General features: G+C 69.1%; 10 protein-coding genes and 3 pseudogenes. 6 read left to right on the top strand and 7 right to left on the bottom strand.

Features of this window, described 5'->3' with window-relative positions; genetic code table 11:
* Positions 1 to 5 precede the first annotated feature (5 nt).
* Positions 6 to 1,508 (top strand): RICIN domain-containing protein, encoded by a 1,503-nt coding sequence (locus QF037_RS01145; RefSeq protein WP_307020906.1) that lies wholly within the window; start codon positions 6 to 8, stop codon positions 1,506 to 1,508.
* A 167-nt stretch (positions 1,509 to 1,675) separates the two neighbouring features.
* Positions 1,676 to 1,906 (top strand): annotated as a pseudogene (locus QF037_RS50820) (glycosyl hydrolase family 95 catalytic domain-containing protein); the annotation flags it as partial.
* Positions 1,907 to 2,105: 199 nt separating this feature from the next.
* On the opposite strand, the pseudogene QF037_RS01140 reads toward QF037_RS50820, so the two are convergent.
* From QF037_RS01140 to tnpA, 3 genes and pseudogenes are all read right to left on the bottom strand, one after another.
* Positions 2,106 to 2,432 (bottom strand): annotated as a pseudogene (locus QF037_RS01140) (transposase); the annotation flags it as partial.
* An 89-nt stretch (positions 2,433 to 2,521) separates the two neighbouring features.
* Positions 2,522 to 2,722 (bottom strand): annotated as a pseudogene (locus tag QF037_RS01135) (transposase family protein); the annotation flags it as partial.
* 357 nt (positions 2,723 to 3,079) lie between these two features.
* On the bottom strand, positions 3,080 to 3,508 hold the full coding sequence (gene tnpA, locus QF037_RS01130; RefSeq protein ID WP_307020904.1) for an IS200/IS605 family transposase: 429 nt from the start codon (positions 3,506 to 3,508) through the stop codon (positions 3,080 to 3,082).
* Between the two features lie 17 nt (positions 3,509 to 3,525).
* Between tnpA and QF037_RS01125 the strand changes: the two genes are divergently transcribed.
* Positions 3,526 to 4,692: an RNA-guided endonuclease InsQ/TnpB family protein gene (locus tag QF037_RS01125; protein WP_307020902.1), complete on the top strand. Its 1,167-nt coding sequence runs from the start codon at positions 3,526 to 3,528 to the stop codon at positions 4,690 to 4,692.
* 213 nt (positions 4,693 to 4,905) lie between these two features.
* Here the strand turns inward: QF037_RS01125 and QF037_RS01120 are convergent, their stop codons facing one another.
* Positions 4,906 to 5,238 (bottom strand): hypothetical protein, encoded by a 333-nt coding sequence (locus tag QF037_RS01120; RefSeq protein WP_307020901.1) that lies wholly within the window; start codon positions 5,236 to 5,238, stop codon positions 4,906 to 4,908.
* Positions 5,239 to 5,245: 7 nt separating this feature from the next.
* Here QF037_RS01120 and QF037_RS01115 point away from each other — a divergent pair, with 7 nt between their 5' ends.
* Positions 5,246 to 5,686: a hypothetical protein gene (locus QF037_RS01115; RefSeq protein ID WP_307020899.1), complete on the top strand. Its 441-nt coding sequence runs from the start codon at positions 5,246 to 5,248 to the stop codon at positions 5,684 to 5,686.
* Positions 5,687 to 5,809: 123 nt separating this feature from the next.
* On the opposite strand, the gene QF037_RS01110 is transcribed toward QF037_RS01115, so the two are convergent.
* From QF037_RS01110 to QF037_RS01100, 3 genes are all read right to left on the bottom strand, one after another.
* Entirely contained in the window at positions 5,810 to 5,956 is a 147-nt protein-coding gene (locus QF037_RS01110; RefSeq protein WP_307020897.1) for a hypothetical protein, read from the bottom strand.
* 61 nt (positions 5,957 to 6,017) lie between these two features.
* Positions 6,018 to 7,226: an RNA-guided endonuclease InsQ/TnpB family protein gene (locus tag QF037_RS01105; RefSeq protein WP_307020895.1), complete on the bottom strand. Its 1,209-nt coding sequence runs from the start codon at positions 7,224 to 7,226 to the stop codon at positions 6,018 to 6,020.
* 313 nt (positions 7,227 to 7,539) lie between these two features.
* Positions 7,540 to 9,999, bottom strand: a complete 2,460-nt coding sequence (locus QF037_RS01100; RefSeq protein WP_307020893.1) for a SpoIIE family protein phosphatase — start codon at positions 9,997 to 9,999, stop codon at positions 7,540 to 7,542.
* A 636-nt stretch (positions 10,000 to 10,635) separates the two neighbouring features.
* On the opposite strand from QF037_RS01100, the gene QF037_RS01095 reads away from it, so the two are divergent.
* Positions 10,636 to 10,971, top strand: a complete 336-nt coding sequence (locus QF037_RS01095) for a hypothetical protein (protein ID WP_307020892.1) — start codon at positions 10,636 to 10,638, stop codon at positions 10,969 to 10,971.
* Positions 10,972 to 11,045: 74 nt separating this feature from the next.
* The gene (locus QF037_RS01090; RefSeq protein WP_307020891.1) at positions 11,046 to 13,178 is read left to right on the top strand and encodes an alpha-galactosidase; all 2,133 of its coding nucleotides are present in this window, start codon (positions 11,046 to 11,048) and stop codon (positions 13,176 to 13,178) included.
* Positions 13,179 to 13,190: the final 12 nt, after the last annotated feature.

Below are 13,190 nucleotides of genomic sequence, written 5' to 3'. Positions count from 1 at the left end.
ACACCATGCCCGACAACACATGGCACCGCACACCGCCACCGCGCCCCCGATGGCGGACCACGCTCCTCACGCTCCTGACCCTGCTCAGCGGCCTCGCCGCCCTGCTCGTACCCGCCACGCAGGCACAAGCGGCCTCGGTGACGTTCACGACGGGTGCCGACCGGACCGACCAGAACGGCAACGCCCTGCAGTTGCACGGCCTGGGCATCATCAAGGTCGGCAACACCTGGTACGGCTTCGGCGAAGACAAGACCGGCAGGAACTCGACGGACACGTCGTTCCAGGACATCCCCTGCTACACCTCGACCGACCTGGCGAACTGGACCCACCAGGGCCAGGCCCTGAGCCGGCAGGCCAGCGGTGACCTGGGCCCCAGCCGCATCGTGGAGCGGCCGAAGGTCATCTACAACGCGTCGACCAGCACGTACGTGATGTACATGCACATCGACAGCACCAACTACGCCGAGGCCAAGGTCGGTGTGGCCACCAGCAGCACGCCGTGCGGCCCGTACACCTACCGGGGCAGCTTCCGGCCGCAGGGCAACCTCAGCCGGGACATCGGCCTGTTCCAGGACACCGACGGCACCGGCTATCTGCTGAGCGAGGACCGCAACAACGGCCTGCGCATCTACAAGCTCTCCGCCGACTACCTCTCAGTGGACAGCGCGGTGGCGGTGCTGGGCAGCAGCGGCAGTGCCAGCGTCGAGTCGCCCGCCATGGTGAAGATCGGCGGCATGTACTACGTCTTCGGCTCCCACCTGACGGGCTGGAGCCTGAACGACAACGTCTACGCCACCGCCACCTCGCTGGGCGGCCCCTGGTCGGCGTTCCGGAACTTCGCCGCCCCCGGCACCAAGACCTACGGCAGCCAGACGGCGAACGTCATCACGGTCCAGGGCACCTCCGGCACCACGTACATCTACGCCGGTGACCGCTGGGACACCTCCAACCTGGGCGCGTCGAAGCTGATCTGGCTGCCGCTGACCATCCGGGGCACGACGGTGAACCTCGGTCAGTACCCGACCTGGTCCCTCGACGTGGACGCGGGCACGTGGACGGCCGGCAGCGGGATCCCCTCGGAGGGGGTCCACACGCTGAAGAACCTCAGCAGCTCCATGCTGATGGACGTGTCCGACGGCTCCACCGCAAACGGCGCCAAGATCATCCAGTGGCCGTCCACCGGCGGTGCCAACCAGCAGTGGACCCTCACCCGGGTGGCGGACAACATCTTCACGCTCAAGAGCGTCAAGAGCGGCCTGTGCCTGGACGTCCCCGACAAGTCGACCACCGCCGGCCTCCAGTTGCACCAGTGGACCTGCAACGGCGGGACCAACCAGCAGTGGGCCCTCGACCTGACCGGCAGCTACACCGGCAGCAACTACATGCTGGTGGGCATCGGCAGCGGCCTGCACATCGGCGTCGCGGGCTCGACCACCCGAGGAGCGGCGGTCGACCAGGAGCTCGGCGGCAGCGCGAGCGTCAACAGCGAGACCTGGACTCTTTCCTGACCGCATGCCCCGGCGGCCCCGCGACCGAGCGGGCCGCCGGGGCACGTCCCCTACGGAGGATCACCTCACGGGCCGGTGCGGACCGGAAGGTTGTCCGCTCGCCTGCCCATGACTCCTTACACATCCCAACTCCCCCATTTCGTATAGCCCTCAGCAGACAAAGGAGTTTGCGTAGTGGACTGGACCACTCCATCGATCGCAGGTGCTTCCTGACCGCCGCCGCCCTGACCGCCGGGGCGGCCTCCCTCTCCCGGACCGCACTGCTGCACAAGATCCCCGACTACCGCGTCAACGGCGACGGCGCGCTCGCCGAATGGTCCTGGCCGAGCCTGACCGACCGCTACAACCACCAGCACATCCAGCACCTGTACGGCGCCTGGCCGCTGCACGAGATCAACCCCGAGGACGAGTCCTGGCGCGCTGTCACGTTGGTGAGTGCGGGAGTGCCTGACAGCGTGTTGCGCGTGATGGCGCCCGGTTCCGGGCTGTGGTCAGGCCGTGGTGGAAAGGCCGGCGACTCCGGTGATCTGCTCCCAGATTGTGAAGCGGACGGTCGCGCTGCGCTGCCGGCAAGCCCAGTTGGGGGACAAGTGGCACCATCGTGCGTTCTGTGGTCCAGCGGTGGCGGCCCAGGCGGGGCGAGAACTCGATGCCTCTGCGGGCGATGTGGTGCCGGATGCCGCGTCCGCGTAACCATCGCCGCAGGTGGTCGTAGTCGTATCCCTTGTCGGCGTGGAGTTTGGCCGGCCTGCGCCGTCGGCGTCCGCGCCGGGAGCGGATCGGCAGTATCCCCTTCACCAGCGGGATCAGCGCCTGACTGTCGTGCAGGTTCGCCCCGGAGATCCCGACGGACAGGGGCAGACCGGTCCGCTCGGTGATCAGGTGGATCTTCGAGCCTTACTTGCCCCGATCCACAGGAGCCGGTGATCACCGCCGGGTCGGCGTCGGATCACTGTCTCGAGCCCGACGAATCCCAGGTCGGCGATGGCTCCCAGCCCGGCCGCCCGCAACTTCTGGGTGAGCGTGTCGTGACGGCAGGCGGTGATCTCCGAGGTCCGCCCGGGTCTGACCGCGGAGACCCATACCAGCCGGCCCCGGTCGTCGGTGAGCGCGATCACGAGCAGGCCATGGTGCTTGAGCTTCCCGGAGTAGTTCTTCCGGTTCTCCTTCCCGGTGCGCCGCCGGGTGCGGATCAGCGTGCCGTCCAGCAGCACCACCCCGCCACCCGTCCGGGCGATCCTCTTCAGGGCCCGCTCCAGGCGCGGGGCGCGGGCGGCCAGCAGGGACGACCTCCCTGACCCACCGGGTCACGGTGGTGCGGTGTATCCCGTTGCCGCCAGCCAGGTCGCCCGGCCGCTGGTCACAGCGCAGCACCGCCAGCACGATGCCGGCGATCTTCCCCGCGGGCAGGGCCCGCCACCGCGAGCCGATCCTCTTCAGGCGGCCGCGTATCAGGTCGGCGAGCCAGTTCAGCATGATCTAGCGCGGAACCCCGGGCGTTCACGCCCGGGAGGAAGCGCTTCTCAAGATAGGGGTGACCTGCACGGGCGCACGGGTCTGCACTGTTGCCCTCAGTCGGGTCGCTTCTGGTTCTCGATGTACTCCTTGATGATCTCTAGCGGTGCGCCGCCGCAGGATGCGGCGAAGTAGGACGGGGACCAGAAGTGGTCGCCCCACAGGTACTTGCGGATGTGGCCGGGGAACTCCTGGCGGAGTCTGCGGGCGGACACCCCCTTGAGGGAGCCGACCAACCGCGAGATGGCGACCTTGGGCGGGTAGTGCACGAGCAGTTGGACGTGATCACGCTCGCCGTTGAACTCCACCAGCTCGGTTTCGAAGTCGGCGCACACGGCCCGCATGATCTCTTCGCAGCGCGTAAGGATCTCGTCGGTGAACGGTCCGCGCCGGTACTTGGGTGTGAAGACCAAATGGGCGTGAAGGGTGTAGACGACCGTACGGCCCCTGTGAATGTTGGGGTTTGGCTCCCAGCGTGGTGACATAGACCAACTGTAGTACGATGATCGTCGTGAAGATCGTGACGCAAGTGAAGCTGATGCCGGAGGCCGAGCAGGCCACCGCGCTGTCCGCGACCCTGCGCACGGTCAACGATCTGGCGTGCTGGGTCTCCGAAGTGGCGTTCGCCTACGGGGTGCCGCGCGAGTACGAGCTGCGCAAGCACACCTACCCGCGCCTCAAGGCCAAAGGTCTCGGGGCGCAGGCCGCCCAGCACACCATCAAGAAGGTGCGCGACGCCTACACCACCTTGAGGGCGAACATCCGGGCCGGTAACCTCGGCAAGCCGAAGTCGAAGCGCCGCCGCAAGGCGGAGTCGAAGCCGATCACGTTCCGTCGCGATGCCGCGCAGCCGTATGACGACCGGTGTTTGAGCTGGCAGTACGACCAGCGGACGGTCTCGATCTGGACCACCGAAGGCCGGTTGAAGGGTGTGCGGTTCGTGTGCTCGGCGGACGCGCTCAAGGTGCTCCAGCAGTACCGCAAGGGCGAGTCCGACCTGATCGAGCGTGACGGCGTCTTCTATCTGATCGCCACGTGTGAGGTTCCCGAGGCCGAGACGTACGAGCCGGACGGTTTCATCGGCGTGGACCTCGGCATCGTCAACATCGTCACCACATCCACCGGCTACCAGGCCGCCGGACGCGCCCTGAACCGGTATCGCAAGAGGCAGCTTGCCTTGCGGGCCAAGCTCCAGAAGAAGCGCACCAAGTCCGCCAAGCGCCGGCTCAAGGAGCGCTCCCGCCGCGAGGCGCGGCACGTCAAGAACACCAACCACATCATCGCCAAGACGATCGTGATCGAGGCTGAACGCACCTCGGCCGGGATCTCCCTGGAAGAACTCAAGGGAATCCGGCAGAGGGTACGGCTCCGCAAGCCCCAACGGGTCGCGCTCCACTCCTGGTCCTTCGCCCAACTCGCAGACTTCATCATCTACAAGGCCAAGCGGGCAGGAGTGCCCCTGGTCATCGTCGATCCCGCGTACACGTCCCAGACATGCACCGAGTGCGGCCACGTCGACAAACGCAACCGTGTCGACCAGGGACTTTTCATCTGCCGGGGGTGCGGGGTCGTTGCCCACGCCGACCGGAATGCTTCCCACAACATCGCCACCCGTGGCGAGAACGTGTGGAACGCGGGGCGTGAGTCACGCGTCCCTGCCACCCGATAGGGGTGTCTGGACGGAGGAGTCAACCCAGCAGCCAGTTGGGCGCTACCTCCAAGCCCGGTCCTTTAGGGCCGGGTCAAGTTGACAGTGGCGCTCGACAGCGGCAGGCGGGCGGTGTAAACAAGGCCGTCAGAGCCCTCGGCGAGACCGTTGTTTTTCGTCACACAAACTCAACTGCCGTCGGGCGCCCGTCAGTTACGGGCGCACCCCGCGCGGCTACGGACGTGCGGTGAACCGCCCGTCGCCCCCCTTGTGCAGCCTGCTGCGATCGGCGAGCTTGGTCATCTTCGCCCGCAAAGGCTCCAGCTTGCCGCGCGCCGAGGCGTTCAGGCTCAGCCGCTTACCGACCGCCCTGACCTGCACCGGGCCGTCGGCCGCCCGCACGATCGCCAGGATCTTGCGATAGCCCGCGAGCTCGGCTTGAACGGCCGCACCGTGGCCAAGTACGCACGCGCTGCCGGTTGGCAGGAGTGTGTACGGCGCACTCCGCCCCGCCGGTCCACGAGCCTCGACCCGTATCTGAGGCAGCGGTGGGAGGAAGGCGAGCACCGCGACCGTGCTGCACCAGGAGATTGTCGCCAAGGGCTACGGCGGCCACTATCAGCGGGTCAAGATGGCCATCGCGCCGCTACGCCGCGGTTTGCCGATCGACACACCGCGCGAGCGGCCACCATCGCCCCGCCAGGTAGCCCGGTGGATCTCCACCACACCGCCTCGGCGCGGCCTGCACCCCACCGAGGCACTCCGTCGGCTGCTTGAACACTGCCCGGAGCTCGACCAAACCCATACTCTGGTACGGCAGTTCGCGGCCATGCTCGATGCCCGCGATGCCGCCCCGCTGCCGGACTGGCTCGACCAACTCGTGGCCTCTGGCCTGTCTTCCTTGGCGAGCCCGGCCAACGCCATTCGCGAAGACCGGCTGGCAGTCGTGCAGGGGATCACCACCCCGTTCAACTCCGGCGTCAACGAAGGCCGGATCACGGACCTGAAGCTCTAGAAACGGATCATCGCCGGCCGCGCCGACGTTCCGCTCCTGCGCCACCGCGTCGTCCTCATGTCCCACCTCCGACGCCGCTACCCGTGACGGAGCGTCACCGGCGCACGGTGGCACAGCCCCGCGTCACGGAAATCTTGCTAGCGCCAGCTTGTTCCGGTAGAAGTCGGTGTCGGCGGTGACCTCGTAGTACTCCGGCAGCGGGTAGAGCAGCCAGTCGGCACCGCCGGTCCAGGTGTGGCCCGGGAAGGAGCCGTTGTTGAAGTGCAGCATGGGGCTCGTCGAGCGCGACGACACCCCGGGCAACGGATGCCAATTTGACTTCCTCTCCCGCCTAAAGGCGGGGGATTGCAGCGGTCGCCCGCTGGGGTTCCTGCTTCACCGACGACCGCCCCGTCCGGGAGGGCTCCCGTTGAGGTCTTACACCGTCTCCACAGGCAGATGCCGCCAGCCCGGCGGCCAGGATGTTGCGCGCCGCGTTCACGTCGCGGTCATGCACCGCGCCGCAGACGCACGTCCACGCACGGACGTTCAGCGGCATCTTCGACGTGACCGTGCCGCAGTTCCCGCACAGCTTGCTGCTGGGGAAGAAGCGGTCGATCACGACGAGTTCGCGCCCGTACCAGGCGCACTTGTACTCCAGCATGGAGCGCAGGTGTGTCCACGACGCATCACTGATGGCGCGTGCGAGCGTGCCGTTCTTCAGCAGGTTGCGGACGCTCAGGTCCTCGATCACGACCGTTTGGTTCTCACGGACGAGTCGAGTCGACAGCTTGTGCAGGAAGTCCCGGCGCCGGTCGACGACCCGCGCATGCACGCGGGCGACCTTACGGCGGGCCTTCTCCCGGTTCGCCGAGCCTTTCGACTTGCGCGACAGCTCACGCTGCGCGCGGGCCAGGCAGGCCCGGTCACGCCTCTCATGCTTGGGGTTGGCGACCTTTTCCCCGGTGGACAGTGTCACCAGGGAGGTGATCCCGGCGTCCAGGCCCACCGCGTTGGCGGTGGCGGGAGCCAGGGCGATGTGGTCCTGGCACAGCAGGGACACGAACCAGCGGGCCGCCGCGTCCCGGGACACCGTCACCGTGGTCGGCTCCGTCCCCTCGGGCAGGGGGCGCGACCAGCGGATGTCCAAGGGCTCCGGCATCTTCGCCAAAGTCAGCGCTCCGTCGCGCCATGTGAAGGCACTACGCGTGTACTCGGCCGACGCCCGCGACTTCTTCCGGCTCTTGTAGCGCGGGTACTTCGCGCGCTGGGCGAAGAAGTTCCCGAACGCCGTCTGCAGATGGCGCAGCGCCTGCTGCAACGGAACCGAGGACACCTCCGCCAAAAAAGCCAGATCCCCGGTCTTCTTCCACGCCGTGAGCGCGGCGGAGGACTGCACGTAGGAGATGCGGCGCTGCTCGCCGTACCAGGCCCGAGTCCGCTCCTCCAGCGCCTTGTTGTAGACGAGGCGGACACAGCCGAACGTGCGCGACAGCTCAGCCGCCTGCACGCCGGTGGGGTAAAAGCGGTACTTGAATGCCCGCTTGACCTGCCGCGTCACACGTCACACGTCACACTCTATCAACTTCCGTGTGGGCAGCGGGTGTCGGCAGGTGGACTGTGCACACCGGTCCGCCCTGGCGGCGAACCGGCTTCCCTTGCCCTGCTCCGCAGGAGCTTCGTTTCCTCCCCGGCCTAAACGCCGGGGTATCCACGAAGGAGAACACCGATGACGTCACTTGACGGATCTTCGTCGGTCGGCGCCGGCGTCGGACGTGGTGCCGGCCCTCGCCAGGCGGCGGGCTCCCGTACGGACCAGTAGTGCCGTTGCCGTGCCCTGCCGACCGGTCGGCGCCGCTCCGCGAGCTGAGATCTCAGGACGGCCCAGAGGCGGGAAGGGTCTGCGCGCACCAGATCGTCTTGCCGTTGCTGGTGTGCCGGGTGCCCCACCCTTGGGTGAGCTGGGCGACGAGCAACAGTCCCCGGCCGCCCTCGTCGAAGGCTCGGGCCCGGCGCAGGTGCGGAGCGGTGCTGCTGGCGTCGGAGACCTCGCAGATCAGGGAGGTGTCGCGAATCAGCCGGAGCCTGATCGGCGGCTCGCCGTATCGGATGGCGTTGGTGACCAGTTCGCTGACGACCAGTTCGGTCACGAACGCCGCCTCCTCCAGGCCCCAGGCGCTCACCTGATCGACAGCGAACTTCCTGACGCGCGGCACCTGCGCGGTGTCGGGCTCGACGTCCCAGTCGGCGACGTGGTGGGGATCCAGCGCATGAGTGCGAACGAGCAGCAGGGCCGCGTCGTCGGTGCGCCGGTCGGGGAGCATCGCGTCCATCACCGTGTCGCACAGGGCCTCCAGTGAGGTGGCCGAGAGGTCCAGGGCGCGCTGCAGTTCGGTGGTCCGCTGGTCGACGTCGCGCTCGCGGCTTTCCACCAGTCCGTCGGTGTAGAGGGCGAGCAGGCTGCCCTCGGGCAGTTCGAGCTCGGTGGCCTCGAACGGCAGACCACCGATGCCGAGCGGCGGTCCCGGCTGGGCGGGTACCGGGGTACCGGTGCCGTCCGGGGAGATGATCAGCGGCAGGGGATGGCCGGCACTCGCCAGCGTAAGGCGTCGGGAGACCGGGTCGTAGACGGCGTACAGGCAGGTGGCCCCTGTCTCGCCGGTCGGCTGGAAGTGGCCGGTGGGCTGGAGGTCGTTGGCGAGGTGAAGGACGAGGTCGTCCATGTGCGTCAAAAGCTCGTCCGGCGGCAGGTCGACGTCGGCGAGAGTGCGGACCACCGTACGCAGCCGGCCCATGCTGGCCGAGGCGTGCAGGCCGTGGCCGACGACATCACCGACGACCAGCGCGACCCGGGCGCCGGAGAGCGGTATGACGTCGAACCAGTCACCGCCCACTTCTGTGCCGGTCCCGCCGGGCAGGTAGCGGGAGGCCACCTCGACCGCTTCCTGGATCGGCAGTCCCTGCGGCAGCAGGCTGCGTTGCAGGGTCAGAGCGGTCGTTCGCTCGCGTGCGTACCGGCGGGCGTTGTCGATGGCGACGGCTGCCTTGGCGGCCAGCTCCTCGGTGAGGATCAGGTCGTCGGCGGTGAAGGCCTCGGGCCGGTCCAGGCGGGAGAAGGCGACGACGCCGAGGAGTGCGCCGCGTGCCCGCAGCGGCACGGTGATCCGGCCCGTCAGCCCGTCCGCGGCGAGGGACTCGTGGATCACCGGGTTGCCCGGCGGCCAGTGGGCCGGGTCGGCGGCGAGCCCGGGTCCGAAGGCCCACTCGCCGCCCTGTCCGGGCTCCGCCGCGAGCTCGACCGTGGACCTGCCGGTGACCATGCAGCGGGCGGCGACGGAGCCGGCAGGGTGACTGACCGGCGCCGTGGGCCCGGCAGCCGGGTCGGCGCCCTCTTGCGCGCTGTGCTGGGCGGCACGGCTGAGCGTGATCGTCTGGTCGGGGTCGAACGCGGAGGCGGAGGGTGGTTCCTCTCCGCGCAGCACCTCGTCGAAGAGATCCACGCTGACGAGGTCGACGAATCCCGGCACCGGGGTCATGGCCAGTTCCTGGGCGGTGCCGGTGACGTCGAGGGTCCGGCCGATGCCGGCGCCAGCCTTGTTGAGGATGAGCAGGCGTTGCCGGGCCCAGTACTCGGCGCTCATGTCGAATCCCCAGTTGGCGACCGCGCGGACCCTGCCCTCGGCATCCCGGACGGGCCAGATGCTGGTGGCCCAGGCATTGGCGTAGTTACTGCCGCGAGGGCGGAAGACGGTGATGAGACGCGTGGCCTCGCCCGTCCTCGCCACCTCGGCCAGCGCGTCGGTGTAGGGCTTGTCGTCCCTTTCGGGAAACAGCGTGCGGTCGAATTCAGGAAGCACCTCGCGGTACTTCTTACCGAGTACTTGCTCCTCGGAGTGCGCGATCACCCGGCAAGAGGAGGTGTTGATCCACAGGAACCGCAGATCAGGGTCGTAGACGCCCAGAGCGAAGGGAGACTGCTCGAAGGCCCGGTCCGCGATCACCGGGCGGCGTCCCCAACGCTGGGCGGTCATCACGTGACCCAGTGCCCTCCCGTCGGGGCCGGACAGCGGGTGAGCCGTTACTACGGCGTCCACCGTGGAGCCGTCCCGGTGGCGCAGGGGGATGAACCCCGTGGGGTCGGGGCCGGTGCCGTAGCCCTCGGGGAAGCCGGGCGGCGCGGGATCGACCAGCAGCTCCGTCACGGGGCGCCCGACCGTGTCCTCCGCCGTCCAGCCCAGGAGCAGCCGGCCCCCCTCGCTCCAGCCGCTCACTGTGCCGTCCGGGTCCACCACGGCAACGGCAGTGGGCGCGTCCTGCTTGTCGGCTGTCTCCACCCGCCACGCCTCCGTCCGCACCGCCGAGCCCGTCAGTGCTGGTTTCAGCGGCTGTTTCCAGCCTAGATCGGCCCCCGCTCCGTGGCGCTCCGACTGGCGCGATCGGGGGGGCCGGGTGCCGGAGCGACCGGGGCCGTCCTCTTGCGGCAGCGGCCGCAGAGCGTCCGCCGATGTGGGTCGCCTCCATTTGCCGTAGCTCATGGGGCGCTGAGCGGGGTCGGCCGGTCTCGAAGGACGGGGCCGGCTCGTCCGCGAACGGCTGGCGCGCCGCGCGACAAGGTCCAGTCCGTCCGCCCGACCGTCAGGACGGCGGCCGGGCCGCACCGGCGACCTGTGGCTCAGCAACAAGGGGAACGGCCTGTGAAGAGAGTGTCGAAGCGCTTCGACGATGCCATTCCACCCGGCAGACTGTCAACGCACCAGCAGTAGAAAGTTTCTCGCGGTAGAGACCCTTGTTCCACACGAAACTTCTCCGTTAACTTTCGCCTGGAAGTGAAGCGCTTCGACAGCCCAGGAAGGCCGTCGCCATGAGCCGAACCGCAGAAGCTTCGTCGGCGCAGCAGTCTCGGTCGAGTGATCACCGGTCCTGGCGGGCCGACAGAGCAGGACTGGACTCTCCGTACCCGAGGAACCGTCATGACGACTCGCAGCATCACCGACCGCCTGTGCGGCCTTGCCTTCGGCGGGGACTACAACCCCGACCAGTGGGACGAGTCGGTCTGGATGGAGGACGACGAGCTGATGCGCAGGGCCAGGGGCAATTCGGCCCACCCGGACGCGCTGACGGTCCGGCCCGACGGCACCCGTCTCGTCCACGGCAGCCGGGACGCCTACTGCCTCACCGCGCGTACCGGAACGCGGCCCGTCGGATCGCCGCGGTGCTCGCCGAACGCTAGGGCGACCACCCCGCCCTCGCGATCGACCACGGCAACGATGCCATGCCTCTGCCGGAGCCCGCCCACGACCTGCTGACCGGTGAAGTCGCGCACGAAATCCCGCCCGGTGGCTGCGCCGTCCTGCGCGGGCACTGACTCGAAAGGGCCACCATGACCAAGGAACAGAGGACCATCCGTTGGGGGCACGGGGCCCTCCAGCTCGAGATCGTCCTCGACGACGGCAGCCCGCGCCTGACACACCTCGGGCTGCCCGGCGAGGCGGAGAAACCCGCCGGGGCGTCCCTGCCCCTGGTGGAGGTGACGGCCACGGGTCACGGCCGTGGCTGGTCGGGCAACCGACTCGTGGGCACCGATCTCGGCGGGCGTCTGCGCCACCGGAGCCACCACGTGACCCGCGACGGCGACTGGCACACCCTGACCGTGCATCTCCACGATCCCGAAACCGGGCTGGCCGCGGAGGTGACCTACCGATCACCGGACGGCATCCCCGTGCTCCGCAGCGAGGTGACCCTGCGCAACGAAGGGCAGAGCACGCTGCATCTGGAGTCGATCAGCTCGCTCGTGGTGGGCTGCCTCACCCCGCAGGACCCGGCGGCCATCGACGCCACGGACCTGCTGTGGGCGGAGAACGACTGGCTCACCGAATGCCGCTGGCAACGACAGCCGATGCGCCGGACCACACCGGTCCACAGCGGACGCGTGAGCAACGGGCACGGCAAAGCCGGCCTCGCCCTGAACGGACAGCGCACCTGGTCCAGCTGCGGACACCTCCCCATGGGCGGCCTGACGGACCGGCGTACCGGCCGCACCTGGGTGTGGCAGATCGAGCACAACGGCGGGGGCTGGCGCTGGGAATGCGAGGAGCACGACAGGGCGGCCTACGCGGCACTGTTCGGACCCACCGACACCCACCACAGCTGGCGGCACTCCCTTGAACCCGGCGCCGCCTTCCGCACCGTACCCGCCGCGCTCGCCTTCAGCGACGACAGCGGCCCCAACGCCGCATTCGCCGCGCTGACCCGCTACCGCCGCGCCCAGCGCCGGCCGCACACCGACCACCAGGGCCTGCCCGTCATCTTCAACGACTACATGAACTGCCTGATGGGCGACCCCACGACCGAGAAGCTGCTGCCGCACATCGACGCGGCGGCCGACGCGGGCGCGGAGTACTTCGTCATCGACGCCGGCTGGTACGACGGCGAGAACGACGGCTGGTGGGACAGCGTCGGCGCCTGGGAGGCCTCTGCCTCCCGCTTCCCCGGGGAACGCGGGCTCCACGAGGTGCTGGACCGGATCCGGGAGCACGGCATGGTGCCCGGGCTTTGGCTGGAGCCGGAGGTGGTCGGCGTCCGCAGCCCCATGGCCAAGTCCCTTCCCGACGAGGCGTTTTTCCGCCGCGACGACGTCCGCGTCACCGAGAACGGCCGGCACCACCTGGACCTGCGCCACCCGGCCGCCCGCGCCCACCTGGACCAGGTCGTGGACCGCCTGGTCGGCGAGTGGGGCGTCGGCTACCTCAAGCTCGACCACAACATCGACCCCGGCTCCGGCACCAGCGCCCACCCCGGCGAGACCCCGGGCGCTGGACTGCTCGGCCACAACCGGGCGCATCTCGACTGGCTCGACGGCATCCTGGACCGCTATCCGCATCTGGTGGTGGAGAACTGCGCCTCCGGCGGCATGCGCTGGGACGACGCCCTGCTGTCCCGGCTGCAACTGCAGTCCACCAGCGACCAGCAGAACCTCCACCTCTACGCCCCCATCGCAGCCTCCGCACCCACCGCCGTCACCCCTGAACAAGGCGCTGTCTGGGCGTACCCCCAGCCGGAGGACTCCCTCGACGAGGTGGCCTTCACCATGGCCAACGCGCTCCTCGGCCGGATCCATCTCTCCGGCCGCATTCCCGAACTCGAGCCGGAGGCCCGCGCCCTGGTCCACGAGGCGGTAGCCGCGTACAAGGCCATCCGCGCCGACCTGCCGCAAGCGGTGCCGTCCTGGCCACTGGGCCTTCCCGCCTGGGACGACCCCTGGATCGCGCTGGCCCTGCGCACTCCCGCCACCACCTACCTAACAGCCTGGCGCCGCCCCGGAACCGACGACACAGCAACGCTTCACCTGCCCCACCTTCGCGCCACCGCCGCCCGTGTCGACGTGCTCTACCCCTCGGTCAGCCGGGCCGTTTCCGCCTGGATGCCCGACACGGCCGAACTGAGCCTGACCCTGCCCACCGCGCCGTCCGCCGTCCTCCTGCGCATCACTCCCACGGCCCCCGACGCTCCCTGAACCCCACACCCG

The organism is Streptomyces canus, from assembly GCF_030815415.1.
Taxonomy (GTDB): Bacteria; Actinomycetota; Actinomycetes; order Streptomycetales; family Streptomycetaceae; genus Streptomyces; species Streptomyces canus_F.
The sequence above is the reverse complement of the archived record's forward strand: the minus strand, read 5'-3'. Positions and strand labels throughout refer to the sequence as shown.